Origin of the sequence: Nitrospira sp. (genome assembly GCA_029194675.1) — a bacterium.
In the GTDB taxonomy this organism is placed as follows: Bacteria; Nitrospirota; Nitrospiria; order Nitrospirales; family Nitrospiraceae; genus Nitrospira_D.
The window spans coordinates 124671-151211 of record JARFXP010000004.1 but is presented as its reverse complement, the minus strand read 5'-3'; the positions used below and the strand labels follow the sequence as shown (position 1 = coordinate 151211).

Genomic DNA, 26541 nt, shown 5'->3' with positions numbered 1-26541 from the left:
TTAATGACCGACACCTGTGGCGAAGCGTCTCCTTTTCTCATGGCGCGGCAAAGCCGAAATGGCATCCAGAACTATAGGGGGCAGGGTGTGTCGATTGGGGGGTGGGTTAACGGCTTGTGTGAGAGGTTTATTGGTAACAGGTTACTAAAAGGATGTTGGCCTATGGCTGACACTCTGAACGGAAGGTTTCATACGGGTTGCGTAAGCTTACACATGCCCATCTAGCATTCAGAACCCGTACTTTCCTCTTCACTTCTCAGCCGCACTTCAGCCATAGACAACTAACTTCCAAAACCAAAACAGAAGGTTAGAACGAGGTTGCGAATATGCAATTCCCCCTTTTGAATTCGGAGTCTTCCTTGCAGGAGAACTCTGGTATATGCTTCCACTCCTCAAATGATTGCAGCCATATTCATACGACTGCTACTCCCAATACTGATACTAGGATTAAGCCATCCTGAAATTCTGGCCGAACAGCCTAAGCCCTCCAAGTTGCAATTTTCGGTGTCGAACCGGATCAAGCAGCCGTTTCTTGCGGATGAGAAGAGCATAAGGAAACTTAGAGAAATAATTGAAAAGAGAGGTTCGGAACCATGCCAGAATACAAAAATTTTGTATCAGGCAAAATTTTTAGATAATACCTCTTATGAAACCGAGAATCTCGAACCAATTCTGAGCGAAACGAACAGGAATCCTCAGACCATTGTCTATATCTCGATGAAATTGGATTCTTCCGATGTTTCCTTTGAATGCGTGATACGTCACGGTGGTCCAAAAATTGAGGTTGAGTTTTCAACGAGGTCTTTTGATGAGGGCCTTGCATATGCCATATCAGGTAATAGCCGTGACTGGGTCTATCTCACTCAGGCAGACATTACAAAACATATAGAAAGCATGCTCATCAGCTACGGATTACCTCGTTGGGGATGGAGAGCACTTGTTTCAGTTCTTCTAGCTTGTATTGCCATTTTCGGTACTGGACTTCTGCTTTATTTGGGCTATCGCAATGCTTGGAGCAAAAAGAACCCTACGAACCAACCACACACTTTTGGCCGCTTCCTTGTCCACGACGACTACCTTTTGATCACACTTCTTGTTATCGGCTCCGCCACCCTTATGGCGTCGTTCCTATTTTCTGATAGCCTCATAAATCATTTATGGCCATCTGGCGTTTTCTTAATAGGAGACGAAATTAGGCGGTATGAAGAAATAACTAATACTCGCACTATGGTCTTATCCATTCTCGTTACTTCAATGCTCATACCGTATTGCTACAGCATCCTTCGCCGATACCTAAGGCGGCATGGCATGCGTCTCCCCTGAGTGGAGTGTGGCTAAACTGTGGCAGAACTATCGTGTCCGATGTGGTTTCATCGGTTCTTGGCCTACCTCTTGATCCTCTGTAAGTAATTGAGTAGAAAACGATTGGACTAGGGCCTGTCATCAATTAAGCCATGTGATGGAGGCAGCGAGATAGATTGCGCCAAGGAAGTTGGCCGCGCGTTTGTCGTAGCGTGTAGCAATCGCGCGGAATTGTTTGAGTCTGGCAAAAAAGTTCTCGATCAGGTGCCGTGCCCTGTACAGGGCTTTATCGTATGCTCGGGTGGTTGTTCTGTTGGATTTTGGCGGGATGACGATATTCTTGCCCGCTTGTTGCAACGGCTGGATTATCCGTTCATCGGCGTCAAACGCCTTGTCGGCGAGGATCGTGTCGGCGTCGATGCCGGGAAGAAGGGCATCGGCCCCATCAAGGTCATGCGCCTGGCCTGGTGTGAGATGAAAACTCGTGGGATTGCCCAGCGCATCGCAGGTGGCGTGGATTTTCGTGGTCAATCCTCCTTTGCTGCGTCCGATCGCTTCCTGTTCGCGATGCCCCCTTTTGCGCCCGCACTGTGCTGGTGAGCACGGACGATCGTTGAATCGATCATGGCGTATCCGTTGTCGGGATCATCGGCCAGACGCTCGAACACCTGCTTCCAGACACCGCCCTTGCTCCAGCGCGTATGACGCGTGTGGATCACCCGGAAATCCCCGAACCGCTCCGGCAGATCCCGCCATGGGATCCCGGCACGGTAACGGTACAAAACAGCCTCCACAAACAGTCGGTTGTCTTTCGCTGTCACACCCACTGCGCCTTCACGCCCTGGCAGCAGTTTCTCGATCTTCTCCCATTGGTCATCACGCAACCCGTATCGTCTCACCATCCGCAGGCCCCTCCCTCGGCCTGTGGATGAGTGAATCACAACATTATGGCTCTGTGAACCCAGAAAATTAATTGATGACACGCCTTAGTCAACGGCCGCTAAAGTTCTTCCTTCATGAGCATACCGTCGTTTTGAGATGGGATGTCTTTCGCTTTTATCGATCTCGCAAAGAAGATCGATAACTGCTGGGTGATCGTTAGCTCGACGTTATCTCCCTATGGGTCCAACAATCCTTTGATTCGAGGTCCTGGCGATATCTCGATATTGTGGCAAAACTCAAACAATGTCTCGCGTAAGCCTTTTACTCTTAAGTACCTCTCTCATGGTACCACAGGGAAACGTTATCTATTCTTATGGGGGAGATCACACGGGTGGAAAACTGTACGGAGACCATTGCGTCATTGACGATTCTCTGTCAAGCGGCCCGTAGCGAAATCTAAGGGGATTGCCTATCTCCAAAGCTCCGGTCAAGAAGATACAGCACGTCCCTGTTTTCCGGTTAAGCACGAGACCGGAATACGCTCAAGTGGGCTCAGACTGATGAGGAGCAGGAACCCGTATGGCATCAGCATTGCTTGATAGTTCACCCAGCGGATGAACGTGACACCAAGGAGGAGGCTGATGCCGGAGCTGATCCCCTGAGAGTGGTCGGCTGCCGTTCGAGATTGGTGACCGGATCGATCTCGCCCTCGTCACCTCGTATGTCGGGGTGCCGCTGGTGATTGAACTGTTTCGCCGCATGGGGGCAGCGCAGGTCATCAATGACCAGGTTCGCCTAAAACAGCAACAGCGAGGCTTGCCGCCCGCGCAGTTGGTGGAGAGGCTGCTCGGGCTGTGGAGGGCGGGTGGGGATCGTTGCCAGGACCTGAAAACGCTCGGTACGGATGCAGCGCTGGCCATCTTGGTGGGCGAGGAGCTGTCGGCGGCCACCACGATACGGGACTTCTTGGAGGCGTTTCATGTGGAGCATCTTCCGTTGTGGCGCGCCGGCGAGAAGACGGCCGTCCCTGCGGAGTCGGCGCCACTGGCGGGACTGGGCCTGACGAACCAGGGCCTGCTCGCGGCCATGCAGGTCGAGGCACGAGGATTTTTCGATTCCACGGTTGGCATCAACGAAACCACGATTCGGCAGTATGTGCGGCACCAGGGCGAGCGGGAGACGAGTCACGCGCAGCTTGAATTGTAAGGAGACCACGTTGTTTCCCCTGTTTGGGCGCATCATGCGCGATGGCCGGACGGCTCTTGACAGAATACTGATCGCGTTGGGCGATCTTCCGGCTCGCCGGTTCCTTGGTTGTGATCGTTGGCATAGTGGGCCCCCGTCAGGGTGGCATGGGACTCGAGTCTGTTCGGGGGGGGCAATTCTCAATAAGAGATCTCAAATCCATCAGAAGGCATAAAATGGGCCGGTTCCGAGGGTTGAGAGCTGTCCTTCGATCCCGACAAAAACGACACGTCCAAGAAAGAAAGGCAATCCCCAGTCGAAGGTAGAAGATGAAGATGGTCCGCCTAAATTATTGAAGACCGTGTTGCCCGTTTGCAGGAGGTTAGCCGCATTAGCAACCTGAAAGGGGACGGTCGCTTGACGAGCGTTGACGCCGAAAAGCGTGGCCGACAAGCTGGCAGTAGCCAAGGGACAGTAAAAATCTTGCACCGGCATGAGGCAAAGCGGAAGAGTCGAATCAGGGAAAAAGTAGCCGTTAGAGCCGGTGTCAATAATGCTCTGCGGGAAGGTTGTCCCATTGTAGACGGTAGTGAGGGATCCGCTTGGATCAGTTGAAAAGGTCGAGATGCCGGGCGGCGGGGAATTATTCGACGCTGTACCGATCCCGAGAATGACGGAACCGGAGAGCGCTGGAGCGCCCGTTGCAGGTACGTTCGGAAGCGTCAGGATCACGCCGTTCTTATCGGATGGAAGCAGCCACACCGGATTCTGCACTTGAGTGGACAGGGGTGCCGCGACACTTCCGCATGTAGAAGCGACACAGGAAAAATACCGATTATTGTTGTCGTTGATCTCGCAGGTAATGCCGCAATCGTGCGTGAACAACCCGATACCGAGAATGCCGTTAAAACCCGCTATGACTGGATCGGAGTCGGCCACAGCGTTACATGGATTTTGGGAGGAGGACTGCCCGGCAAAGGTGGGGGCAATAACATGAATGGGCACGGTTACGGCCGGCTCGCCTGCCAGCACCACGTCCGCGAGTTGAACGGGGCCCCAAAGAGCGCTGCCATCGACAAACGATACGCACTCACCGATCGGATGTCCTTGCGACTCGAGTTCCGGCTGTAGCGAGGATGAGAGTACGGAGCCAAAGATACGAACCCCGATGGACCCTGTATCGACCAAGATGTCGGAGATCGTTTGACAAGCGGAAGTGCCTGGCTGACAAATGGTTATTTGAGTACAGGCTCGATTGACATTCGCGTTCGCGCAGACGCCTGAACCACCAACTGTCATCGTCAGCACATTGGGTGACGGTGAACCGGCGCCTCCGTTTCCACCACCAGAGCCGCATGCGCTCACAAGCCACAGGCAGGCGATGACGACCGCACGATACGTCATTATTGAATGTCCTTCGGCGAAACCGTAACCGGTACTCGAGATGGAATGAAGGCCCGTCCCCACGTATTTCGCGCGTGTCCGCTTCGCTCAACGACCAAATTGGCGGTTTTCAACTTCAGGGGCCTTCGGATTCGAGGTTTCTTATTCTGCAGCTCCGTGAGTGCGTCCAAATACTCGTCGAAATATGCGCCGAGGAGGAGGCGGAGATTCGGAACCCCGGTCCCTCTCCAGGCGACCGCAAAGACGGTACCGTCCGACGCGACATACTCCTTGACAGTCATCCCGGCAACCGTGATGGTTTCAATTGAATACCCCTGAGCAAGTGTGCTTTGCACTTGTCCGCCCATGGCAGCGCGGTCCAGTTCAACGGATACCTTGGCTTGACCTAGGACCGCCCAGGCCGGCGTGGTAGCAGTCAGGTGAATCAGAATGGCCGCGAACGTGGTATGAACCCATATCCCCATTGTCTCGCTATGAGCTCCCGAAGAACCCTCTCTATCAATAGCGAAAAATCACCGTCGTCACTTCTGATCGCTCTGCCGACCAGGGTGAACTCGACTAGGGGGCCATGCTACTCTCCATATCCCTAGTTTTTTCTCCCTTGTATCCAGCTCGTCGGCTTTGGACTGGCTTTGATTGTCTCATTCCAGGTACACTCTATAGGTTCACGGAGGGAGATTACGTGAGGCGCCCCTTCCTTCACGGCATGGTGTGTTTGTATCTTGGGTTCGGACTGGTGTCGGCCGCGTCAGCCAGCGATGGCCTGCCCATTGGCAAGATTTTAAAGCGTCCCGCCGACTATCAGGCCAAGGTCGTGACGGTCGAAGGACGTGTAACGCGCGTGACCACCTTGCCGGTTCATCGTGGTACTCGAGACTGTGGAAGCGCCAACGTCTACGACAAACAAATGTTTGCGCTTCAGGATAAGTCGGGCACTATCGGAATCAGCACGACCGGCGCATGTCTGCCGAACATGACAAAGCTGGTTGTGCAAAACGAACATCTCCGCGTCCGTGGGGTGGTGATTGTCGATGGGAGCAATCCAGAGGGAACAGCCGTGATCAACGCCCGATCGATCGACCGTGTGTCGCGATAGCACTTCCCCTTCACTAGCCCATGTTCACGAAGACATAGCGTCCGGTTTTGATGTTTGGACTCTCATAGTCTCTCCCGCTATGCTGCCTGTATGCTGCCTGCGCATGGCGCGCGGTTCACGTGTGTCAGCTGTGCATGCGCCCTATCCGGTCATTATCCGAGGAACCATCGACAGGTGACATTTCGGACAGCATCCGATTACCGACTGTATATGGAAGATACCGTGCTCTGCGTTTATCCGGAAATGAGAGGTCATGACCTACTCGTTGCTGCGTTATGCCCACTTGGTTGGCTTGATGCTGATCGGGTCTGGGTTGATCGGTGTCTGGATCTCGGATATGCGTTCACGGAACGTGCGCGACCTTATTCGCTTCGCGGAAGCCGTTCGGAGCATCGTGGTCTTCTATGATGGCGTCGTGGTGCCTGGTGCCATCATTCTGTTTATATCAGGCGCGTGGATGACGGCGGAAGTCTGGGGCGGGTGGGGATTCATGCAGCATCCGTGGCTGGCGGGGATGATCGTGCTGTTCGTGCTGGAATTCGTCGAAGGGAACACCGTGACGCGGCTCTACTTCATGCGACTCCGTCGCCTGACGGGTGAGGCGTTGAATCACGGAGGCGTGACGCCGGACCTCACTAGTGCTCGACAAGAGCAGGTGCCGACGTTCACCCATTTCTTGGACATTCCCATGCTCTTGCTCATTGTGTCTCTTGGGGCCATCCGGCCCAACACCTGGACTCAATTTATTGTCGGTGCGATCTGTGCGCTGGCCGTTGCGACGGCACTGACAATCTGGATTCCTCGCCTCTATCCGTGGGTCCCACCGACATACGACAAGCCGAACTAGCTGCGGTCTCGCTCGCAGGGAAATAGGGCCTGGGGGAGTGGCGTCTGCTGGGGGATGTCGAACGGCAAAGTGGAATCTGTATTCCTGCGTTCTGCACGACTCAATGTCTGACCCCAAGTGCATGGAACGTTCACTCAATCACGCCTCCAACGGATGCGGCGAGGACAGGCCGGGTTTCGCCGGATTGTGGCCGTTCAGCCCGGATTCCGCAGTAGCCAGTGCATCCCAAGAACCAGGTCAAGAAACATCTTGATAATCAGTGCCCTGAGTTGTCAATTCTGAACTGCGCCGCAGTTGAATGTGGTGAAAGTCGGTTTTGTTAGTTGTGCAGGAATTCATTTGACTGGATCTTAGTATTTCGACGTAGCTTGTACTGCTACTGCTGAACCCTGGTTCAGACTGCCCGCCTGCTCGCCATAGCGACAGAACACAGTGGAATCCGGATCCAGGGTAGGGCCCAGCAGGATCAGCCGCATGGTACTCAGAGGGACGCGTATCAGGGCTTCGGACACCTCGGTGGTGCGTCTGTACGTGAGCCCACACAAAACCGTCGGAGCCTATCGGGCGAGGGAAAACGGGGAAGCCTTCAGCAGCCGCGACAACAACAGATCCCGACGATAGCGGGTGAAGTGCTCAAAGCGTTCGGCGTCGAGGGCCAGCCCGTACCCCCACAGTTCGAAGTAGAGGCGGAGCAGAATCGCGCCCGGCCACACGGTGATCGGATGGTCGGTACACGTGAAGCCGATCTTCGGGTAGAGCGGTGATGTAGGTGCCTGATGAGCGCGCAGGCAAAACCTCCTGTATCGCCAAGAGGATTTGGTCACTCAGCCTTCAGCAAATCAGAACAACTGCGGAATCCGGGATCATCAGAACTTATTTTGGACAAGAGTGAACCTGTCTCATTTTCACTTTTGTCATTGAAATTATGACAGCTAATCCAAAGGAAAATACGACCTCGAAACCATCACTATCAAGATATCTTGGCCTAGTTTCATCTGCTAAGAATAAGAATATATTTGGATGCTAATACATAGGAATTATTACATAAAGGATTGATGATCGAATCATGATTAATTTACAGATAAGGATTAGCGAGCTTACTGGTCACTTGATACTTGGACTCCGTTTCAATGGCAGAGGGTCTAGGGAGGAGCTACAAAAGGAGGTGCTTATAAGTCAAAGCGCTTTTCGTACCAGAACCGTTATCGAGAGCCTATAACCCTACTAATCAAACAGGAGGATTACCATGTCCATTCCGCGCAAGAAGATTCCCATTTCATTGAAGCCGGCTACCCCGACCCCGCTTACGGTTGCTGCACTCAAGAAACAGCTCACCGATATCGGGCTGACTTGCTCCGCCGCCGAAGAATCCAAGCTCGGTCAATATATCAGCAGCGTGAAAGCGCAACTCCCCGCCGGGGTGGTGCAAACCTACGGCATATTCAAGCCCGCCGCGCAACCTGCGGCCAGGGCCTTCGGTTTAGTAACGAACGTGGCGGCTTCGTCAACTGGTAATTGGGAACCCGACAGTACAGGTTTGGGATATGGTACCACCCTGGAATATATTCAGTATCAAGCCCATTTCGATTGGCTCAAGACAAACCGGCAGTCCTTTACCGGCATCGAAGACAATCCGCCCCAATATCATGACAAATACGACACGGTGGATGCCATTAAAAAGCTATTTGTCAGTGTGGGAACCGATGCGTCGGCAACTTTGATCAAGGGACTCGATAAACTGGCTATCGAATCCGTACTGAGCAATGCAATCGCTCCGCTTAACGATGCCAACGCGTCCGACTATCACCCAGGACCCGATAGCAGGGTTATTTTTCTGGTGGAAAACTACAACTCTGAAACCCAGGAGGCCGATGCCATAGGTGTTCTCACCATCGAATGGGACCTGAAGATCAATGATTACAAGGAAAAGAAAAAGAACCCGCAGCACGAAACCTGGCTGACGATCAAAAGCCGTTCGGTACTCTACAGTTCGCTTGACGACATGAACGCGGACTATTTGGCCGCCGCTACGCACTTCAAGCAAAATGCCTTTACCGCGCTGGCTCCCCAGGGGATCCCGAAGAGATCGAAAGTCACGATCTTCAACTTGCTGCCGCCGGCGACCGAAGACACCTTTATCAAGAGTCTTCTGAAAAAGTCCGACACGAACTCTCTAGATGCCATCGTGCTGTATGCGCCGAACCTGCAGAATATCGGCAGCATAGATAATACCAATTCCGCTACGACCACGACTTATTCATCGAGTGTGACCAGCGGTTTTACCTTCAGCACATCGCAGACCATCAGCGCCGAGGCATACTTCGAGGCCTCGGCCGAAGTGGTCAAGGCGGGATTCAAGGTCGGTTTGAGTATCTCATTCACGGAACAGTGGTCTACCAGCCAGACTACCGAGTTCAGCTTCTCGGTGCCCGGAGGCAAAAAGGCATTTACCTACCAAGGATACTTGATGTCCAGGATTCTCCGGTATGACGCAGGGAAGAACAACTATACCTATCTGCCAGAAGTAGCCAGGTTCGTCACCAACATCCTCAGCACCAGTGAGGTCCCGCTGGTCGATTCGCAATAATGCGTCGAGCCGCATAGAATGCGCTGAGTGAGGAAGCACATCTTGCCCGTAAATCCTTGTCTAACCGTGCGCCCCACTCGACACGCGACTGCGAGCTGCGTGGGTGCTTGCGGGCTTCGAACGCAAGCATAAAGGGGGCACCCATCTCGAAGGCTCGGGTCAAGGGGAAAGACAACCCTTCTCGCAGGCCGCGATGCTCAAGACGCGGCCTGCGCCGAGTGGGTATTAGGGAGTTCCTCGCCGGAGGTGGCTCTGAGACGCCTCCCCGTTCCCATTGCGGGGGGTGTCGATTCTGGACACTGAGTCGCACCCGACACCCATCGGGATCAAGGCAGGCAGGACGGTCAATCAAAAAGTCCTCCAGCACCAGGCACGGTATGCGCCAGAGAACTGTCCCTACTCGGCCCCGTTTCTGGCGCTCGCCCACAATACAGAATATGGGGTTGCCTGATGGCTCCAACCTTCACATGGCTCGTGGCCGAGGCGGCTCAGTTTCCTCACTGGCACGATGCGAGCGTCTGGGTGGGCAGGCGCCAGGCCCATCAGAAACGGTAGGCTCACAGCCAAACCACTTTGCGGGCTCCGCACGCCTCCCCACGAATCGCTTAAAAATCGGAGAAGGGTCAGATCCCGAATCGTGCAGGGGCAACGGAATGTGAGTTGAGCACCTACCTCAAAATCGTTGACAAGTGAACACACGTTCGCATACGTCCTCTCAGGCTGTGGGTTGCGCGACGATCCATGGAACGTTTTCAGATTGGGGACAGTGCTCGACTTTAATAAATCGATATTCATGCCTGATACCAGTTGCCCATGACGCGCGCTTTACCACACGATTGCGCAAAGAGCTTGCGACCCAACGGCGTCTGGATGGCTTGGCAAGACCATTAAGACATAAAAGCCCGACTTTGGGGCCTATGGTCCCCCGAGTCGAGGTGGAGAGGTGAGTGACTCAAGCAAGGGAGTTTCAGCGGCGATGGTTTTCCACCAGCGTGGCTATTTGCACGAAGTTGACGCTCGGGCGTACTCCGTAGAGACCGGTTACTCTCTCGATGAGTTCATCGGTGAAGAATGCCTTAGCTGTTTCCTCGGAGTCCCAGACATAGAAGTTAGTCGCTTCATGCGCTTTGGGATTGAACGTGAAGGCTTTCGACCGCAGCCCTGGCATCCCCTCAAATAGTGCCCCCGCCGACTCGGCGATCTTCTGGATCTTCTGCACCGTTCTCTCATCAAAGTTCTCTCCGTAGCGAATGGTGACGAAGACCCCCGATCATGTCCGCTCCTTTCCCAGTCTCACGAGATTATCGGAACGCCACGCACGAACACATGCTGCCCCCGAGAATGCCTCCGCGCTATAGGTGTGACTGACACTGCTCCATGGGATAAAGGCTTTAATCAACGGGCAGCGGCTAGACGGCGCGAAAACACAAAGAGATCAGCCCCCCTTGTATTCTCCGAATCGGCGGCTCCCCATCGGTCTGACCACTAGTTTTGCCTTCGGCCTCTCAAAGCGGGGGCCTGAATAGCCTCAAACATGCGCGCATCAAGGGTGAGAGCAAGCGGTAGCGAGACCGATCTCGCCTCGCGCGTGCGCACGGAGCCTGCGACCCAACGGTACCTGGATCGGCTTGGCTAGCTCATTCAGATATAAGAGCCTGATCCCTAGGGTTTGGTTGTGGTTGAAAATAAAGTCTGTCTGCATTAGAGTCCGGTCATCTATCCCATGTACGGCAAACCGATCGCCGGCTTCAAGAATGATTGCGGCTGGCATCGGGCGTGCGGTGAAACGGCAAAGAAGGTGCCGAAGCCATGACCGGATGGCGGTCCCGTCTGGCAGAATGGTGTATCGTCACAATGCTGGCGGCGGGCTGCTCCTCCGCGCCGTCGATGTCGGATAGCCCGCCCGATTCCCTGCCTCAGACCGACACGTTCAAGGTTCTCACCTACAATACGCTGCACGGGCTGCTCGTCGGACGGTTCTGGGTGCGGCCCGGTGAAATGCTCGAGCAACAATTGGCGCGGTTCAATCTCCGTGTAGATCTGTTGGCGGAGACCCAACCGGACGTAGCGTTGCTGCAGGAGGTCAATCCGCTCCCGCACATGGCCGAACGGTATGTGGAAGCGCTGAAGGCCCGCGGCTTCCAATACTCACAGGTTCATCAAGTGGACGCATGTGGACTGCGAGTACCGGGCGTCGCGCTGCTGAAGGAGCTGAACAACGGATTGGTCATCCTTGCCAAAGCACCGCTTCAATTGCGGAAGCTCGACGGGCTTAAACTGAGTGGGACCGGCGGCTGCCATGATCAGGTGGGGTGGCAGTTGGGCGAGCTACGCTATGCGCTCATCGCCGAAGTGGCGTCGCCTGCCACGCGGTTGAAGTACATGGTCAGCACGGCCCATTTGCATTCAGGAATCGAACGCGACATGTACGTACTTCATGCCTTGAAAGAGTCCCACGAACAGGGGCGGCTCCATCATTACGACCATTTGATGGCCGCCTTGAAGGAGGACCAGCAGATTCGACTCCGCGAGCTGCATACCTGGATCAAGGCGCTGCACCGATACCAGGAAGATGGCCCTTACACGGGCCTCATTATCGGCGGCGATTTCAACTTCGAACCTGGATCTCCGGAATATCGCGAGCTCGAACGACTGGGATTGCAGGACACGTCGGCGCTGGCGCCCGGAATGCCGACGTTGAACACGTATGATCCAGCGGCAAATCCTTTGGCCGGCCATGAAGAGACCGGATTGCCGCCGGAGTTCGATGTCGCGATCGCGACTGAATCGCCCGCCGATCGACAGGAGATCATCGCCGACTACCGCCAGGCCATCCGCCAGGCCCGGCGGATCGATTTTCTCTTCAGCATGGCGTTCATGTCCACGGCCTGCGTCAAGCAGGCCGTGTTTGGCCGACCTCTGCAGGGTGATCGCCTCGCCGGTTCCGACCACTACGGTGTGATCAACACGTATTCGTATCAAGGTACGCCATGCTAATGACCGACTCTGTGCCCATTCTGTCGTGTCTGCTCATTGAGCTGACCATCACGCGCGCCACGCTTTGTCGCTATGGGGATTAGCCTCTCAAAATGGGGTTAGGTGGGGCCAGACTCCAGTATTATTTCCTGCGACGGTGGATCTCCATTGATCTGACCATTAGGCTTGTCCTCGGCTTCACATAGAGGTGGCCCGAATAGCCTTAAACGTGTGCGCATTTGACGAGCACAAGGGCTGACGGGCTGCCTATGAGTTCGTCGAGCTACTTCTGCTTGGCGATGATCTTGTATTTGATCTGCTCGTAGGTCGCGCGGGGCATGATCTTCTTCTGGACCAACTCGTCCTTCTTCGCGTACGGACGCCCCGTGATGATTTTTTCCGCGGTGACGTCACCGACCCCTTTTAACGTCTTGAGTTGATCGGCGGTGGCGCTGTTAAGGTCGATCAGCTCCTCTTTATCGGCGGCATAAGCCACGGAGGATGGCGACAGTATCGGGAACAGAGGAGTCATCACGATCAATAGCATGAAGGCGAGCACAAGAACGCCTACCCATTGTTCTCTCTGCGTGCGCATGGCAACCTCCTTGGTGGATTTGACGGCTATCTAAGCCTGCAATGAGACATCTTGCTCTTTCCAGAGTAAAACATCGCGGCAAGGGTGAGAGCAAGCGGTAGCGAGACTAATCTCGCCTCGTCCGGCTTTCCGCTTTCATGATGCAAGCAGCGCCCCGGCGTAAGATTAGGGGCAGTGTTTGACTATCTACTTGTCGAACAAGATTTCCTGCTGAAACGAGCAGGTGGGTTTCAAATTGATCGGCGAATGTGCGAGGCATGCCTGCAAGCTACTCGATCGTCGAACGACGGATCTCGGCAATCTACCGTCGCGCGCCGGCACCTTTCCCTCGCACGGGAGTGAGGTGGCAGGCGTTCGCCGTCAGTTCCATTTTTCCACCAAGTACGCCCAACAACTTCTGTAGCGTGCTGAAGGAAGGGAAATAGGCCTCACTTTCCAAGCGGGCAATCTGCGGCTGTTTCATCCCGGTGAGTTTTGCCGGTTAGAGAAATCGAAGTGTGTTCGCCATTTCTTCAGCGGTGGTGGTCTCATGGAGAGCGATCAGGCGTGTGAGCAGTGGGCCGATGGGTCGCACCGGCGTCACGACAATCCCTGCATGGTGCTGGCCCTCAGCCAGATAGGACCGGTGCAGCGTTACAAAGTGACTGATGTTGTGAGTGACAAGCACACGTCTTTGGGCCGCGGCTTCTTGCAGGACTACCGTGTCTGTGGAGCCTTGCTGCTGGAGGTCATAGACGCTGCAGGCATCAATACCTCGCTGCCGTAGCTGCGGTGCAAGCGCGGCATGGACGTTTTCATCCAGGTAGAAGATCAGCGGGATGGCAGCGTCTTTCCTTGCTGGTACGCCTTGGCCTCTCGCTGAATCTCCTGTTCGATTTCCGCAAGATGATCATAGGCATAGCTGAGCGCATCGTGGACCTGCGCAGGGGTGAGGTTCGGATAGGCTTGCCGGATGGTCTCCACATTATCTCCATTCTGCGTCCGCTGATAAATAAGACGGACTGGAATGCGGGTGCCTGCAATGACAGGTTCGCCCCCACAAACTCCGAGATCTTTGTGGACATAACAATGTTCAGTCTTCACTGCGTGGGACATTGCTCGCGTTCCTTCACCGATATGCAGACATGTCTAACTTCCTCTAGAACCGTGTTCATTATGCTCGCGCCGGGTTCTGAGCGCAAGCGCTTGCCGGGTTAAGGCAGCCATTCGGCTCGGGTGGACGGAAACGCTGACCAGATGTACGAGTACAACACGCGATCTCACACGTGCAACTTTGGGGTTCGTGGGATTCGATAAGTTTGTGGCGACTTCTTTCTCGCGAAGATGTTTGTCGAACGTGAATGGTCCAACAGGAGAATAGATGCAAGAAAGGCATAGAATGAAAATCTGTTGTCTCATTGATGTTTGGTCCGTAGCTTGGCCAACCGGCCAATATAGGACAGAAACAAGGCTCCGTCACGACCCTCGTCATTCCCATTAAGTACTTCATCGGCATCGCCACGAATAGCAACACAAGAAATGAACTGCTCTCGGCTAAGGCGGTCATCCTAAACGCTCGGATCTGGCTTATCTGTATCGATCTTCCTTCAAGCCTGTTGCAAAACACTACCGTACGATACCTCTGGACGTGGATTCTTCGGCGTCCGGACCGCGGGCGGTGTCATGAAACTTCTGAACCAGTGTCAATGGCTTGTCTGGGGGGACTCTCAGACCAGAGGATGCTGATGAGCGGATGGAAATATGAACCGAGGCATTCGTTAGTTAAACCTGTTCGTCCAGTTCTTTGAGGACTTTGCCATCTTCAGTCCTCCACTCAATTAGTCCGTTAGCGCTGCCGCCCTCAATCACTGCTGCGGCCGCGCTGGGACTGGAAAACTCTGTATCTTTAGTAAACTCATAAAAACCATCCTTAGGAACAAGTGTGCCGCTTCCGATCAACTGATTACGGAGTGTAAGCAGATACGGATACTTTTTCGCGGAGTTGCGTTGCTCCATGACAGCAGTAGAACCTCGAAGTACGACAAAGCCATCCGGCGTGCGGCGACCGCGCCCCTCTGCACCCTTCATGCGGCAGAAAAGGATTCCTCCAGGTTGCTGCTTGGCAGACGGCTGCGCAATAGGGATCAGAAGATCGGAGCCTAGAACTGGCAAAAGTTGACGAATGTGCGAAAGGAAGACGTCCATATCTACGCGGTCGGATTCTGGAAGCTTCGCTCCGCCGGCTTGGTTCTGCTCGAGTGTGCATCTTCCGACTCGTGTGGCTTCTGTGAGCAGCCTGCCTTCAATGTACCGCACATGAGCCTTGGTGAGATTGTCGTCTTTGCTCACAAACACTATGGCAGAAACCCAGAACTCCTTGGTTTTATGCTGTTTGAGTCGCTCCCGTATAACCTCGGCCTCGCCGATATATGCTCGAGGTAAGCCAGACAAGGGGTCATTGCCTGAAAGGATATAGACACCAGTTCTATCGAGCTCTTCACGCTGAAGCAGGTCGTCAAGTTCTGTACGCGGTGCGGCTATCGCCTTCCCGGTCCAATTGGAAATTTCTGCCGTTCGTAGACTCTTAGCGTCTCCTCTGGGTAAGAAAAGTTTAATCGTGGCTGATGGCATCGCTCGGCCCAACCGTCTCAAGTCAATGGGACGCTAGAGTCAGCTATGCGCGGGAATAATGTCAAGTTGCCCGACTGATCGTTGAAAGAATATTTGTTTGCGGTAAGTGTCCGTTCAGCATGAAATTAGTTCACTTCCCGACGCTTTCGCTCTCGTTCGTCGAACGACGAATCTCAGCGCCGTGCTGTATCGCCCATTCGTGCATAGCCGCCAACACCGGCTCCAGTGACCGCCCGAGCGGCGTCAGCCGATACTCGACGTGGGGAGGTATCTCACGGAAGTCTTCTCGCTCCACCAAACCGTCGGCTTCCATCTCCTTGAGTTGCTTGGCAAGCGTCCGATGCGTGATTCCGGACAAGTCACGTTGGAGTCGATTGAACCGCCGTTTTTCTTGGAGCAGCCAGAAAATGACCATCACTTTCCAACGGCCCGCGATGATGTCGAGCGTGATTTCCGTCGGGCAACCGACCTGTTTGGTCATAACCCGCCTCCGCGTACTCCGAAACCTTGGCTAGGAGGATACCTTCGGCGAGGTGTCGCCGAAGAACCACCAGGGACCACGGCTGTCAAGCTGTGGGGCTCCACAGTATCCTCGAGGACCGTACTTGAGAAGTGTGTGTACCGTGCTTAGTATTTTACACAGGCGCGTCGGAGAATGCTCTCGCGGCGCGCGTTTACATTTCGACATATAAAAATTGGAGGTATCAAAATGAAGAAGATCGCACAGGTCATGCGTGCCAATGGCCGCCACTGGGTCGGCGACGGTTTCCCTGTCCGCTCGCTCTTCTTCTACGGCAGCGATGCGCAGGCTATCAGCCCGTTTCTACTCTTTGATTATGCCGGACCCCACACCTTTGACCCGGCAAACAGCCCGCGCGGTGTCGGGGAGCACCCCCATCGCGGCTTTGAGACCGTCACCATTGTGTACGACGGCGAGGTGTCACATCGTGACTCGACAGGTGCAGGTGGCACGATCGGCCCTGGCGACGTGCAGTGGATGACGGCTGCAGGCGGCATCATTCATGAGGAGTTTCATTCCCAGGCCTTCACCAAGACCGGTGGTCCATTCCGGATGGTCCAGTTGTGGGTGAACTTGCCGGCAAAGGACAAAATGACGTCACCCGGGTATCAGTCGATTACCGACGCCGACATTCCGGTTGTCGATCTCGACCAGGGCGTTGGTCGAGTGCGTGTCATCGCGGGCAAGTTCGCAGATACAGGCGGCCCGGCGCGTACATTCAGCCCAGTGAATGTCTGGGATGTGCGGCTCAACCGAGAGGCCGACATCACCCTCGACATGCCTGAGGGCCATACTGCGATGATTGCAGCGCTGTCCGGCCATGTGACGGTCAATGGCAGCGAACAGGCCGGGGAGGCGGAGGTCATCCGCTTCGAGCGTGAGGGTTCCCAGGTCAAGATTCATGCCGATGGCGACAGCACATTGCTGGTGTTGACGGGAGAACCGATCCAAGAGCCAGTTGTCGGCCAGGGTCCCTTCGTCATGAACAGCGAGGCGGAAATCCGCCAAGCGATCGACGACTTTAACCGCGGCCGTTTCGGACAGGTCGCTCACTGAATTGCGCCGCGTCCGATAGCTGCCTCGACTGACGAATATGAGCCGTTGATGGCCGGGAGGAAATATTAGCGTCGGATCTTGAGCTGTGCACGGTCATCGTATCGAACAACGGGTCCGATGCACAGAACAAGATGTGACACCACCGTCCCTGTGCGCTTGCGCCAAAACTGGGTTGTGCGAATCGATTGGGCGTCGCATCTCTCATGTGACACGAGCCGTACGGTCTTTGCTGTCTCACGCTGATCTAGAGTAAGCTGCGAAGCGTGGTGGCCGGAAGAACTTCGTTCGCGAGTCGCAGGCATTCCGAAGGGCCCGAGAGGTGACAGATGAGGGAGGGTAAGCCCGAATTGGAGTCAATAGCAAGGCTTTTGACCGAGGATCACCGGCGTCTGGAGCAACTGCTCGATCGGGCCGACCTGCAAGGAGGAAAGATCGACTCGGTCCCATACGAGGCATTCCGTGCAGGACTGTTGCGCCATATCGGGATGGAAGAAAAAATTCTCTTTCCTGCGATCCAACGGGCACAGCAGGGACAAGCCGGTTCCGTGCTCGTGCCGCCCCTCGACTCCTTGCTCGCGCGATTGCGGTTGGAGCACGGCGCCCTGGCGACGCTGCTGATGCCCTCGCCGACGCCGGCGATCCTAGCCACGATCCGCGGTATTCTCCAGCGCCATGACGAAATCGAAGAATCACCCGATGGACCCTACGCGGGTGGGGACAACCTATTGGGCAAGGAAGCTGCCCAAATTCTTGCCGCCCTCCGTGCCGCCCCGACTGTCAACGTGATGCCCCATTCCGATACTCCCGCTGTGACGACGACTCTGCATCGTGTTCTGGCTAGAGCCGGGTATAAGCTCAGTGAGGTGAGGTGGGAAACGGATCGCGAGGAGGCGCGATCGCCCGAACCGTAAAGCCGGAAAGCCGGGCGCACACAGGCCTGTGCAATGGAAGGGTGACCCATGGAAGCTGAACAGTCCTTGCTCAAGCGAATCCTCTTCGCGACCGACTTTTCCTCGTGCGCACATCATGCCGAAGGATATGTGACGTTTCTCGCCAAGGCCTATGAGGCCACAGTGACGATCCTGCACGTGCTGGAAATCTACGAGGGCGCGTATGTCACGACCGTCCAGGATCCGAGCGAGACACACGAGCGATTGGACGATATCGTTCGACGACTGGCGCAACCAGCGGGTCGCGTGAAGTGTCAGCAGCGGGCCGGTATTCCGGATACAATCATTTCCGAAACGGCTCAGGAGGTCAGTGCCGACCTGATTGTGCTGGGTACTCATGGAAGAACCGGACTTCGACATGTTCTCCTGGGCAGTACGGCGGAACGAGTCCTGACCATGGCTCCCTGTCCCGTGTTGACGATCAGAAAACCTGAGAAGGTGGAGGGGCAGGGCGCAACGAAACCGATTCACTTCAAGCAGATCGCCGTCCCGATTGATTTCTCCGACTGTTCGCTGGATGCCGTGGAATACGGCGTTCAGATTGCCAAGAATTTTGACGCGTCCCTGACGCTCTTGCATAGCTTGGAACCGCTCTCCTACGGGATCGATTTGACGTTCGGTCACACAGCGGAACAGAATCGGCAACAGATTGCCACCCGGCTCAAGCTCGTGGCGGACGAGGTTCAGTCGCAGGGGGTCTCGGCGCGCACGGTGATTCGTGGGGGCCTACCGTCCGATTCCATTCTCGACTTCATCGACAGCTCAGACTGCGACCTCGTTGTCATGGGAACGCACGGCCGTCGCGGGATCTCTCATCTCATGAAGGGCAGCGTGGTGGAAGCCGTGTTGCGCCGGGCCTCCTGTCCGGTTCTTGCAGCAAAGTATTTCACGCTGCCTCGCACCGGCCGGCTTTCGGTGGCGGCGTCATAGAGCGTGAGGTGTTTGGTGTTAGAGGTGCTAGAAGAGCTACGCCACTTCGAGGGGCTCTCCGGTGTCATTAGTTACAAGAAATGGTAGGGTCGGATCATGAGCTGTGTACGGCCATCCTATCGAACGACAGGTCCGATACACAGAACAAGAGGTGACCCCATCATCTTTGTGTGTCGGAAACAGCGGGTTGGAGGTGATTCGACGCAGCTGACTGAAAGATGAAGTGTCTGGAGGTTGTCACCGTGTCGCAGGTGCCCTAGCACGTCTAGTTACCCGTGCTACCACGCAAGTCGCCGACTTACGTCCCACCAAAACTGACGACTTACTTCATTTTCCCAGTCGGCATGCCCCGTGCCTTCGTTCCTTTCGGCGGCTGGGTCATGGCGCCGGTGGGCATTTGCCCGCTGGCCTTGGTACTGCCTTTGTGGGTCGCCTGGGCTCGGGTTGTCGAGCCACGCGTCTTCATGCCCGCTTGGTTGGTCATGGCCGTATTCCTTTCGCGCCGGACTTTTTGCACAGTCATTGCGCGCACAGCCGCCTCCATACGCTTGCTGGCTCGCTTTGCCTTCGTCGCCATCCTAGGATCGGACAACCGTGTTGCCGCCAGGGCCGCGAGCTTGACAACGCCGACGTCCCTATCGTCCAAAAGCTTGCTCACCACGCGCGCGGTCTGAGGGCTGTCAGGTAGCATGGTTGCGGCATGCGCTGCGGCAACACGAATCAGCACCGCGCGTGATTTCGAGGCATTACCAATGATACCGATGCTGTCGGCCTCGCCCATCATGCCAGCGAGTGATACCGCCTTGGATGCCAGCGACACATCCGGGGACTCAGCAAGTTTGCGTAGATGCTGCATGGCACCTGCAGCCTTCTCGACGAGTGCCATATAGTCCGGCTCGTCAACATCCAGCATTGTCTTCAGTTCTGCATAGCTGATCGCCATCGTTGGTCTCCTTATGGGAACGGCCCGGTTACCCGAGGTTCTGGGTGAACGGACTGTTGTCCATCGTCTGCACTTCGCTCGCGATCAGATCAGGCGGCGGATTGGTAATGTTGTTGGTACCGCCCCCCATCATCAGTCGGTCGGTGGGTGCCACGTGGTTGAGGTCCAGTACATGGCCGACTTCATGGGCGAGTGTCCATTCGCTCGCAATCGAGGCAACCACCGCCGCCGGGCGGTTGGAGGGATGTGCAGCACAGCCGTTAAAGCTCGGATTGGTCGAGCGCACAAAATACACCACGACATCGTTAGCACCCGCGCCTACGCGGTTGGCCATCAGCGCGGTTTGCTCGGCGGTGACACTGCCCATGGTGCACGCACCAACATCCAGATCGTTCAGCAGCGGCAGGTTCAGGTTTTGATCGCTCACGCGGTGCACGCGGATGCCATGCGTTGCGTAGACGTCGATCATGTTGTCGACCATGCGATCAATGGAAAAACGGGTTGGCTGGCTCAGAGCTTTCACATGCAGGCGTACCGTGGGCAAACGCTGCGTCCACCACTTGTGCCACATCGCGTTGTCCATGCCACGCGCGAAAATATCGATGCGCCCGAGGCTCCACGACACCACGGCCGGCGTGTTATCGATGACCCCTCCCAGCGATTCCCAGCCGCTCCAGCTGCCGTCGAACCACTTGTGCCACAGCGCATTGTCGGATCCCTTGACGAAGATGTCGAGCCGTCCAGGTCCCCACGAACTTGCAGCAGGTCCGGCAGTAATCACACCGCCGAGCGACTCCCAGCCGCTCCAACTGCCGTCGAACCACTTGTGCCATAAGGCGTTGTCCATACCGCGCGCGAATACGTCGATGCGGCCGCGTTGCCAGGATACGGCGCCAGGTTCGTTGTCGATCACGCCACCGAGCGATTCCCAGCCGCTCCAGCCGCCGTCGAACCACTTGTGCCACAACGCATTGTCAGAACCTTTGGCGAAGACATCGAGCCGGCCGGGTGCCCATGAACACACCGCTGGCCCTGCTGTGATTGTGCCGCCGAGCGACTCCCAGCCGCTCCAGCCGCCGTCGAACCACTTGTGCCATAGCGCATTGTCCATACCGCGCGCAAATATATCGATGCGTCCCGACGCCCACGATACCGCGCAAGGTGAGCCATCTATGACGCCACTGAGTGATTCCCACCCGCTCCAGCCGCCGTCGAACCACTTGTGCCACAGAGCATTGTCGGACCCCTTGACGAAGGTGTCGAGTCTCTCGCCCGCCCACGAACTAACTGCTGGCCCGGCGGTGATAATGCCACCGAGGGATTCCCAGTTGCTCCACGACATGGCAAATCTCCTTGTCCAGTCGATCTCCGTATTGGTCGATGTCACAACACTGAGGAAGAAAAGAAAATGGTCGAGGCAGGAATGTAACCTCGGCTTGAGCTGTGTACTCCAAATGGAACGATTTGTCAAACAGCGAAAACGAGGCGTTTGGCTGCATCGATCGTGGATGCGGCAAATCTTTAGCAACCAGCTCCGAGGTCGGGCATGGGGTCGGAGTTTCAGTCGTGCAGGGGCAAGAGGATGGGAGCGTAGCCCTTATCTCAAACTCGTTGGTGGGGTGGATACACGTTCGTGGGCAATCGGTAGACGAGGGCTGACGGGAGTATCTACTTATATGCTCTGAAGCGAGTGCAGTCCGGTTGAATCAGTCTTTGTAGATTCCTCGCCGGTGCCCAACTCGCAAGACGACAATCTCTTGGTCTTTGAGATCAAAGACCGCACGGTAATCTCCAAACCGAAACCGATAGGAGCCCAATTCCGATTGTTTGAGCGATTCGGCGTGGGCGAGAGGATTCTGTTCGAACCGTCGCAGCGTTTTTCCGATGCGCTGTTTCACCGCCGCATCAAGCGCATCGATATCCTTGATGGCTCGGTGGGTATAAATAAGCCGGTATGTCACCGGCCAAACACATGGGCATGAGACTTCACACGGCCTGCTTTATAGTCCCGGCGAGCTTCGCGGATACTCTGAAGATATTCGGGGGACGTTGCCGCGATCAAATCCTCAAGGAAGGCTCGACGCGCGGTGGTTTTCATGCTCTTCACGGCCCGGATGATGGTTTCAGGGCTGACTTCCATTTTGAGCGCTGTTCCCATAGGGTACCTTTCTTCATGATGTCGAGATGGCATCGTTATCGGTGAGGCCTCGGGATGGGTCAAGGGATAGAGGCTATCTTTCCCGATAGCAGAGACCAGGTATTGGTATCATGCTTTGGGTCAGTCGCCTTTACGGAAGATGAAATCGGCTCCCAACCGGCCTGTATGAATCTCGCCCATTTGTTGGTCGAGATTCAGGATGGGGAACTCATCGCGGGGGATACCTTGAAAGTCGTGTTCCGTTGAGGCATGTGGTAGGAATGTACTCGGATTCACATTGATCTATACCCACGTCGTGAATCGAGGTGCAAAGGGGTACGAAGTCCCGCAGATGCGACGGGATCAGGGTTGAGCCCTTCGCAGCTATAACGAGACGATGCCGGTCTGTATAGCAAACCGATCAGGCGCATAGGGAATGTTGACAACTGATTGAGCATACGGAATAATCACGATCCTGCGCGCAGACTGCAGGTAGGTACTATGCCGGTCAGTATACTCAGTAGTTAGACGCCACCTCCCATGCCATTCGGAGACCGCATGCCTACAAGCGTTCCAATCGTTATTGCAGTACTGGGAGCATTACTCGTTTTGCTTGGACTGGCCACCTCGACGATAAAAATATTTGGCGCAGAGATTGGACCATTGCGAAACAAAGCAATGCATCGATGGGTTATTAGTGGGGGAGTATTAGCCTTATTCACCGCTCTCCTAATATCCGCAGAAAAACAGGAGCGGTCATCTCCTCCTCCAGGCCCCGTCGTAGTTAATAACAACCCAGTAATTATCAACAACCAGCAACCACAGCTACCCCAAACACACGCTGGAGACACCGCGACGGCTAACTATCTGAGTATATGGCAATGCATAGCGCCAGTATATCGCCCTGAAGACCAAGATTTAGCAGTTGTCAAACCAGATCAATCTCAATTGCTCAATGGTCTTCTGGACATGACCTTTGGTGGAGAGACTGGTTGTGTACAAGTGCTTCTTAACGCGGGAGCAGATATCAATGGGTATCGATTTCCAAGAAAAGGAAACTTTTTAGATGGGCCCGCATTACATTTGTTCTTGAGGCAGAGGCAATGGAGCATCGCATTAATGCTTCTCGAGAGCGGAGCCAACCCAAACTTGCTTACGAGTTCTGCTGGAACAAGCGCACACGATGAAGCTTGCGGATCCTTAGGTGTGCCTGAGTATGTCATGCAAGCGTTAAGAGATAAAGGCGCGAAACCAGTTCAATATGGGAAATGCAAAGGTATCTAACCTGTCAGTCAAGCGGACCGTCAGCCAGCTTCGCTGGCCGTCGGCCGCTTACTTAGCACGTTAGGCCGCGCTGATGTCGACACCCGTGAACTTCAACAATCCCCTGAGCGAAGCAGACCTCCTTGCTGCAATTGAACCCCAAGCCTTCCACATCGCGATAACGGGGCATCTCGCAGTGGAGCGCATTATCGAGGTGTGCATCACCGAGTCCGTACCGAATCCTGCGGCCCTCGACCTCGAACGGAGTGCGTTTGCACAGAAGCTGTCACTCGCCGTCGCGCTCGGCATTCTTGAGGAGTCATCAACGTCTGCATACAAAGCGCTTAACACCCTCCGCAACATGGTCGCCCACGACCTCGTACTCACTCTCGATAAGCAGATAGTCGTCGATCTCCGCAACTGCCTTTCCCCTGCCCAGAGAAGGTGTCTCTCGGCTTCGCCACCTGTCGATTCGGTCCAAGCATTGCGTGAAGTCATCGTTGGTTTGTACTCGGAGCTTCGCGCGGCACTTGAGCGACGCCGCGAGCGGCAGTTGCGTGCGCAGGCATACAACGACATGACGCGAGAGATGCTTGGTACGGCCAACTACGGGCAGGCTTGGGCGGAGAGTCGTCGTTCCCTTGAGGCCGAACTGCGTAAGCGAGTCGATGGCAAGAAGGTCGAGCGCGGTTGGACTTACGTATCGCCAGAGCAGGAGCATGGCCCATGGGACCTCGACGAGTTCGAATTCATCGCACCACAGTAGCAGCTCATTGAGAAAAGCGCAGCCTATGCTGTCGGCTGCCGTCAGCGCCCGCAGCTTATCGACAAGCCATTAGCCGGGCTAAAACGCTGAAACATTTGAGGCATCCCAATTGATCACATCCGGAACGTTGATCGATGGCGCTCGGATGTATGCCGCCGCAGCTGACGCCATCAACGATCGTTACCCGAATGCTCTTCATGTGTTGAGCCACACATTGGGTATGGCCATTGAACTCGCGCTAAAGTCATTCCTCGTTCATCACGGGCTGACCGAGAAGAACCTTCGAAGATTAGGTCACGACCTCGCTGGGTTACTCAAGGAAGCAGAGGCTCGTGGCTTAACAAAGACTGGCAGTCGACATTTCCGTTTAAGCGTTCTTGGGGCAAGTTACGAAGAAAGAATCTTTGCTTATCCAGCTGAAGGCTTGCTCCAAGTTATTACACCAGGAAGTCTCCGTGAGATTGCTCACGAGATCATTCGTGAAGTATTCGAGGCGATAAAGGGCTCCGCACAACTTGCGGCCCTTGACGGTGCTCCTGGCTTAGCCGTCCAGTCGCGCTACCTCAATGACCTGAATGCAAGCGCCTGGGGCGATTCCATGCCTGAGGGAGAGCAGAAGAGACAGTCACCTCTAAATTCACCAATCGAAGCTGAAGAATGAATAGATCAGAGTCAGCTTGTTATATCTCATTCGTCGAACGCCGTACCTCAGCGCCGTGCTGTATCGCCCATTCGTGCATAGCCGCCAACACCGGCTCCAGTGACCGCCCGAGCGGCGTCAGCCGATACTCGACGTGGGGAGGTATCTCACGGAAGTCTTCTCGCTCCACCAAACCGTCGGCTTCCATCTCCTTGAGTTGCTTGGCAAGCGTCCGATGCGTGATTCCGGACAAGTCACGTTGGAGTCGATTGAACCGCCGTTTTTCTTGGAGCAGCCAGAAAATGACCATCACTTTCCAACGGCCCGCGATGATGTCGAGCGTGATTTCCGTCGGGCAACCGACCTGTTTGGTCATAACCCGCCTCCGCGTACTCCGAAACCTTGGCTAGGAGGATACCTTCGGCGAGGTGTCGCCGAAGAACCACCAGGGACCACGGCTGTCAAGCTGTGGGGCTCCAGTGTGCCGGGCATGTTGAACAGCTTGAGGGTGAAAGTCCCTTCCTCAACCTGATGGAGGTGTGTGCTAGGCTCGAAAAAGTGGACGCCTTCAACCTATGATCTGAGGTCTGGAGGTGTGAGATGGAACGAGTTCCGCGACAGCAGTATACGAAGGAGTTCCGTGAGCAAGCGGTGCAGCTGGTCCTGGAACAGAAGTTGACGATTCCAGAGGTAGCAAGACGCCTGGCCATGTCGGGCAAGACGCTCGAGAACTGGGTGTGTCGAGCCCGGCGCGGTCAGCTCGCGACGCTGGGGGAGAGCCGACGGCCCGTGACAGAGCTGGAGGCCGAGGTCTCTCGGCTGAAGCGCGACCTGGCCGAGGCGCGGATGGAGCGCGACATCTTAAAAAAAGCCACCGCGTACTTTGCCAAGGCGCAGCTGCCCGGTACGCGCTCATGAGGACGCTGCGGCCCCAGTATCCCCTGAGTGTGTTGTGTCGGGTGCTGGAGGTGTCCCGAAGTGGGTACTATGCCTGGCGCACGCGCCGTCCCTCGAAGCGCGCTCAGGAGAACGCGCGCCTAGAAGTGGCGATCCAGGCCGCGCATGTGCGCACCCGGCAGACCTATGGGCCGGAACGTCTCCAAGCGGAATTGCGTGAGGATGGGTTCCCCGCTGGGGTCGGACGCATCAAACGGCTACGCAAGAAACTGAGACTACGTTGCAAACAGGTGCGCTGGTTCACGACCACGACGGATTCAAAGCACTCGCTGCCGGTGGCGGAGAATGTCTTGGCCCAAACGTTTGTCGCCACGCGCCCGAACGAGACCTGGGTCACCGACATCACGTATATCCCCACCGCAGAAGGGTGGTTGTATCTGGCGGGGATCAAAGATCTGTATACATGTGAGGTGGTTGGGCATGCGAGGGGGCGCGGATGACGACGGACTTGGTGCAGGGGGCGCTCAGGAACGCTCTCGACACCAAGCGCCCGGCCCCGGGGCTCATTCATCATTCTGATCGCGGCTCTCAATATTGTGCCCAGGACTATCAAGCGCAATTGCGGCAGTTCGGCCTGACCCCGTCTATGAGTCGGAAGGGCAACTGCTGCTATGATAACGCGCCGATGGAGAGTTTCTGGGGAACGCTCAAGAATGAGCTGGTGCACCACCGGCGGTATGAAACACGGGAGCAGGCTCGGCGAGAGATCACGGAGTACATCGAGCTCTTCTATAACCGTCAGCGTCGGCATTCCAGGCTGGGAAATTGCTCGCCCGCGGTGTTTGCCCAGCAGTGGGCTCGTCAACAGCTGGCGGCGTGAGGCGGCAACTCATGGCGTCCACTATTGACAACCGGGGTCAGTGAAGGGGTAGCGAAGCGCAAGGGCACAGGTCGT

28 protein-coding genes and 2 pseudogenes are annotated in these 26541 nt (G+C 55.6%); 15 read left to right on the top strand and 15 right to left on the bottom strand.

The genetic code is table 11. The features are described from left to right. Window positions 1-504: 504 nt before the first annotated feature. Window positions 505-1323 (top strand): hypothetical protein, encoded by an 819-nt coding sequence (locus P0120_19225; GenBank protein ID MDF0676440.1) that lies wholly within the window; start codon window positions 505-507, stop codon window positions 1321-1323. A 120-nt stretch (window positions 1324-1443) separates the two neighbouring features. On the opposite strand, the pseudogene P0120_19220 reads toward P0120_19225, so the two are convergent. Continuing rightward, window positions 1444-2204: pseudogene (locus P0120_19220) on the bottom strand (IS5 family transposase). 718 nt (window positions 2205-2922) lie between these two features. On the opposite strand from P0120_19220, the gene P0120_19215 reads away from it, so the two are divergent. Beyond that, window positions 2923-3390 (top strand): hypothetical protein, encoded by a 468-nt coding sequence (locus P0120_19215; GenBank protein MDF0676439.1) that lies wholly within the window; start codon window positions 2923-2925, stop codon window positions 3388-3390. Window positions 3391-3591: 201 nt separating this feature from the next. Here the strand turns inward: P0120_19215 and P0120_19210 are convergent, their stop codons facing one another. Next, window positions 3592-4773: a DUF3443 domain-containing protein gene (locus tag P0120_19210; GenBank protein ID MDF0676438.1), complete on the bottom strand. Its 1182-nt coding sequence runs from the start codon at window positions 4771-4773 to the stop codon at window positions 3592-3594. Next, the gene (locus P0120_19205) at window positions 4773-5237 is read right to left on the bottom strand and encodes a DUF2844 domain-containing protein (protein MDF0676437.1); all 465 of its coding nucleotides are present in this window, start codon (window positions 5235-5237) and stop codon (window positions 4773-4775) included. Before P0120_19205 ends, P0120_19210 begins: the two co-directional genes overlap by 1 nt. Before the next feature lie 218 nt (window positions 5238-5455). On the opposite strand from P0120_19205, the gene P0120_19200 reads away from it, so the two are divergent. Both P0120_19200 and P0120_19195 read left to right on the top strand, forming a co-directional pair. Beyond that, complete coding sequence (locus tag P0120_19200) at window positions 5456-5869, top strand: hypothetical protein (GenBank protein ID MDF0676436.1); 414 nt, start codon at window positions 5456-5458, stop codon at window positions 5867-5869. A gap of 253 nt (window positions 5870-6122) precedes the next feature. Beyond that, window positions 6123-6716 carry a DUF2269 family protein gene (locus P0120_19195; protein ID MDF0676435.1) on the top strand — a complete coding sequence of 198 codons (594 nt, stop codon included), beginning with the start codon at window positions 6123-6125 and terminating at the stop codon, window positions 6714-6716. Between the two features lie 557 nt (window positions 6717-7273). Here P0120_19195 and P0120_19190 read toward each other — a convergent pair. Further along, entirely contained in the window at window positions 7274-7540 is a 267-nt protein-coding gene (locus tag P0120_19190) for a hypothetical protein (GenBank protein ID MDF0676434.1), read from the bottom strand. 422 nt (window positions 7541-7962) lie between these two features. On the opposite strand from P0120_19190, the gene P0120_19185 reads away from it, so the two are divergent. Beyond that, entirely contained in the window at window positions 7963-9303 is a 1341-nt protein-coding gene (locus P0120_19185) for a hypothetical protein (protein ID MDF0676433.1), read from the top strand. Window positions 9304-10270: 967 nt separating this feature from the next. Here the strand turns inward: P0120_19185 and P0120_19180 are convergent. Then, window positions 10271-10555, bottom strand: a complete 285-nt coding sequence (locus P0120_19180) for a YdhR family protein (protein MDF0676432.1) — start codon at window positions 10553-10555, stop codon at window positions 10271-10273. A gap of 557 nt (window positions 10556-11112) precedes the next feature. Here P0120_19180 and P0120_19175 point away from each other — a divergent pair. Then, window positions 11113-12300: a hypothetical protein gene (locus tag P0120_19175; protein ID MDF0676431.1), complete on the top strand. Its 1188-nt coding sequence runs from the start codon at window positions 11113-11115 to the stop codon at window positions 12298-12300. Window positions 12301-12562: 262 nt separating this feature from the next. Here P0120_19175 and P0120_19170 read toward each other — a convergent pair whose 3' ends face one another. Both P0120_19170 and P0120_19165 read right to left on the bottom strand, forming a co-directional pair. Further along, window positions 12563-12874: a helix-hairpin-helix domain-containing protein gene (locus P0120_19170; protein MDF0676430.1), complete on the bottom strand. Its 312-nt coding sequence runs from the start codon at window positions 12872-12874 to the stop codon at window positions 12563-12565. A gap of 301 nt (window positions 12875-13175) precedes the next feature. Further along, complete coding sequence (locus tag P0120_19165) at window positions 13176-13337, bottom strand: hypothetical protein (protein MDF0676429.1); 162 nt, start codon at window positions 13335-13337, stop codon at window positions 13176-13178. Window positions 13338-13403: 66 nt separating this feature from the next. Between P0120_19165 and P0120_19160 the strand changes: the two genes are divergently transcribed. Further along, window positions 13404-13640 (top strand): hypothetical protein, encoded by a 237-nt coding sequence (locus P0120_19160; protein MDF0676428.1) that lies wholly within the window; start codon window positions 13404-13406, stop codon window positions 13638-13640. A gap of 44 nt (window positions 13641-13684) precedes the next feature. Here the strand turns inward: P0120_19160 and P0120_19155 are convergent, their stop codons facing one another. The 3 genes from P0120_19155 to P0120_19145 form a co-directional block, all read right to left on the bottom strand. Then, window positions 13685-13969, bottom strand: coding sequence for a DUF433 domain-containing protein (locus P0120_19155; GenBank protein MDF0676427.1), 285 nt, complete (start codon window positions 13967-13969; stop codon window positions 13685-13687). 666 nt (window positions 13970-14635) lie between these two features. Continuing rightward, complete coding sequence (locus P0120_19150; protein MDF0676426.1) at window positions 14636-15484, bottom strand: GIY-YIG nuclease family protein; 849 nt, start codon at window positions 15482-15484, stop codon at window positions 14636-14638. 130 nt (window positions 15485-15614) lie between these two features. Continuing rightward, window positions 15615-15965, bottom strand: coding sequence for a helix-turn-helix domain-containing protein (locus tag P0120_19145; GenBank protein MDF0676425.1), 351 nt, complete (start codon window positions 15963-15965; stop codon window positions 15615-15617). A gap of 228 nt (window positions 15966-16193) precedes the next feature. Between P0120_19145 and P0120_19140 the strand changes: the two genes are divergently transcribed. From P0120_19140 to P0120_19130, 3 genes are all read left to right on the top strand, one after another. Then, on the top strand, window positions 16194-17060 hold the full coding sequence (locus tag P0120_19140; protein ID MDF0676424.1) for a pirin family protein: 867 nt from the start codon (window positions 16194-16196) through the stop codon (window positions 17058-17060). 326 nt (window positions 17061-17386) lie between these two features. Beyond that, window positions 17387-17971 (top strand): hemerythrin domain-containing protein, encoded by a 585-nt coding sequence (locus P0120_19135; protein ID MDF0676423.1) that lies wholly within the window; start codon window positions 17387-17389, stop codon window positions 17969-17971. 48 nt (window positions 17972-18019) lie between these two features. Continuing rightward, entirely contained in the window at window positions 18020-18940 is a 921-nt protein-coding gene (locus tag P0120_19130) for a universal stress protein (protein MDF0676422.1), read from the top strand. Between the two features lie 322 nt (window positions 18941-19262). On the opposite strand, the gene P0120_19125 is transcribed toward P0120_19130, so the two are convergent. The 4 genes from P0120_19125 to P0120_19110 all read right to left on the bottom strand — a co-directional run bounded on the left by P0120_19125 (window position 19263) and on the right by P0120_19110 (window position 22041). Further along, complete coding sequence (locus P0120_19125) at window positions 19263-19883, bottom strand: HEAT repeat domain-containing protein (GenBank protein MDF0676421.1); 621 nt, start codon at window positions 19881-19883, stop codon at window positions 19263-19265. A gap of 28 nt (window positions 19884-19911) precedes the next feature. Continuing rightward, on the bottom strand, window positions 19912-21225 hold the full coding sequence (locus tag P0120_19120) for a hypothetical protein (protein ID MDF0676420.1): 1314 nt from the start codon (window positions 21223-21225) through the stop codon (window positions 19912-19914). Between the two features lie 364 nt (window positions 21226-21589). Continuing rightward, complete coding sequence (locus P0120_19115) at window positions 21590-21844, bottom strand: type II toxin-antitoxin system RelE/ParE family toxin (GenBank protein ID MDF0676419.1); 255 nt, start codon at window positions 21842-21844, stop codon at window positions 21590-21592. Continuing rightward, window positions 21841-22041, bottom strand: a complete 201-nt coding sequence (locus P0120_19110) for a hypothetical protein (protein MDF0676418.1) — start codon at window positions 22039-22041, stop codon at window positions 21841-21843. The genes P0120_19115 and P0120_19110 overlap by 4 nt, the downstream gene beginning before the upstream one ends. 54 nt (window positions 22042-22095) lie before the next feature. Between P0120_19110 and P0120_19105 the strand changes: the two genes are divergently transcribed. The 4 genes from P0120_19105 to P0120_19090 all read left to right on the top strand — a co-directional run bounded on the left by P0120_19105 (window position 22096) and on the right by P0120_19090 (window position 24710). Beyond that, window positions 22096-22287, top strand: a complete 192-nt coding sequence (locus P0120_19105) for a hypothetical protein (GenBank protein ID MDF0676417.1) — start codon at window positions 22096-22098, stop codon at window positions 22285-22287. Between the two features lie 291 nt (window positions 22288-22578). Then, entirely contained in the window at window positions 22579-23304 is a 726-nt protein-coding gene (locus P0120_19100) for a hypothetical protein (GenBank protein ID MDF0676416.1), read from the top strand. 73 nt (window positions 23305-23377) lie between these two features. Next, a complete protein-coding gene (locus P0120_19095) occupies window positions 23378-24049 on the top strand; it encodes a hypothetical protein (protein ID MDF0676415.1) in 672 nt (223 codons plus the stop codon). A gap of 109 nt (window positions 24050-24158) precedes the next feature. After that, the gene (locus P0120_19090) at window positions 24159-24710 is read left to right on the top strand and encodes a hypothetical protein (protein MDF0676414.1); all 552 of its coding nucleotides are present in this window, start codon (window positions 24159-24161) and stop codon (window positions 24708-24710) included. A 19-nt stretch (window positions 24711-24729) separates the two neighbouring features. Here the strand turns inward: P0120_19090 and P0120_19085 are convergent, their stop codons facing one another. After that, window positions 24730-25065, bottom strand: a complete 336-nt coding sequence (locus P0120_19085) for a helix-turn-helix domain-containing protein (protein MDF0676413.1) — start codon at window positions 25063-25065, stop codon at window positions 24730-24732. Between the two features lie 224 nt (window positions 25066-25289). Here P0120_19085 and P0120_19080 point away from each other — a divergent pair. Then, window positions 25290-26466 (top strand): annotated as a pseudogene (locus tag P0120_19080) (IS3 family transposase). Window positions 26467-26541 lie beyond the last annotated feature (75 nt).

Excerpts from the sequence above, each read along its gene's own strand:
- P0120_19210 (MDF0676438.1), bottom strand. The coding sequence starts at position 4,773 with ATGACGTATCGTGCGGTCGTCATCGCCTGCCTGTGGCTTGTGAGCGCA.
- P0120_19205 (MDF0676437.1), bottom strand. The coding sequence starts at position 5,237 with ATGGGGATATGGGTTCATACCACGTTCGCGGCCATTCTGATTCACCTG.
- P0120_19195 (MDF0676435.1), top strand. The coding sequence starts at position 6,123 with ATGACCTACTCGTTGCTGCGTTATGCCCACTTGGTTGGCTTGATGCTG.
- P0120_19185 (MDF0676433.1), top strand. The coding sequence starts at position 7,963 with ATGTCCATTCCGCGCAAGAAGATTCCCATTTCATTGAAGCCGGCTACC.
- P0120_19175 (MDF0676431.1), top strand. The coding sequence starts at position 11,113 with ATGACCGGATGGCGGTCCCGTCTGGCAGAATGGTGTATCGTCACAATG.
- P0120_19170 (MDF0676430.1), bottom strand. The coding sequence starts at position 12,874 with ATGCGCACGCAGAGAGAACAATGGGTAGGCGTTCTTGTGCTCGCCTTC.
- P0120_19165 (MDF0676429.1), bottom strand. The coding sequence starts at position 13,337 with ATGAAACAGCCGCAGATTGCCCGCTTGGAAAGTGAGGCCTATTTCCCT.
- P0120_19160 (MDF0676428.1), top strand. The coding sequence starts at position 13,404 with ATGGAGAGCGATCAGGCGTGTGAGCAGTGGGCCGATGGGTCGCACCGG.
- P0120_19155 (MDF0676427.1), bottom strand. The coding sequence starts at position 13,969 with ATGTCCCACGCAGTGAAGACTGAACATTGTTATGTCCACAAAGATCTC.
- P0120_19150 (MDF0676426.1), bottom strand. The coding sequence starts at position 15,484 with ATGCCATCAGCCACGATTAAACTTTTCTTACCCAGAGGAGACGCTAAG.
- P0120_19145 (MDF0676425.1), bottom strand. The coding sequence starts at position 15,965 with ATGACCAAACAGGTCGGTTGCCCGACGGAAATCACGCTCGACATCATC.
- P0120_19140 (MDF0676424.1), top strand. The coding sequence starts at position 16,194 with ATGAAGAAGATCGCACAGGTCATGCGTGCCAATGGCCGCCACTGGGTC.
- P0120_19135 (MDF0676423.1), top strand. The coding sequence starts at position 17,387 with ATGAGGGAGGGTAAGCCCGAATTGGAGTCAATAGCAAGGCTTTTGACC.
- P0120_19130 (MDF0676422.1), top strand. The coding sequence starts at position 18,020 with ATGGAAGCTGAACAGTCCTTGCTCAAGCGAATCCTCTTCGCGACCGAC.
- P0120_19125 (MDF0676421.1), bottom strand. The coding sequence starts at position 19,883 with ATGGCGATCAGCTATGCAGAACTGAAGACAATGCTGGATGTTGACGAG.
- P0120_19120 (MDF0676420.1), bottom strand. The coding sequence starts at position 21,225 with ATGTCGTGGAGCAACTGGGAATCCCTCGGTGGCATTATCACCGCCGGG.
- P0120_19110 (MDF0676418.1), bottom strand. The coding sequence starts at position 22,041 with ATGGGAACAGCGCTCAAAATGGAAGTCAGCCCTGAAACCATCATCCGG.
- P0120_19105 (MDF0676417.1), top strand. The coding sequence starts at position 22,096 with ATGGGTCAAGGGATAGAGGCTATCTTTCCCGATAGCAGAGACCAGGTA.
- P0120_19100 (MDF0676416.1), top strand. The coding sequence starts at position 22,579 with ATGCCTACAAGCGTTCCAATCGTTATTGCAGTACTGGGAGCATTACTC.
- P0120_19095 (MDF0676415.1), top strand. The coding sequence starts at position 23,378 with ATGTCGACACCCGTGAACTTCAACAATCCCCTGAGCGAAGCAGACCTC.
- P0120_19085 (MDF0676413.1), bottom strand. The coding sequence starts at position 25,065 with ATGACCAAACAGGTCGGTTGCCCGACGGAAATCACGCTCGACATCATC.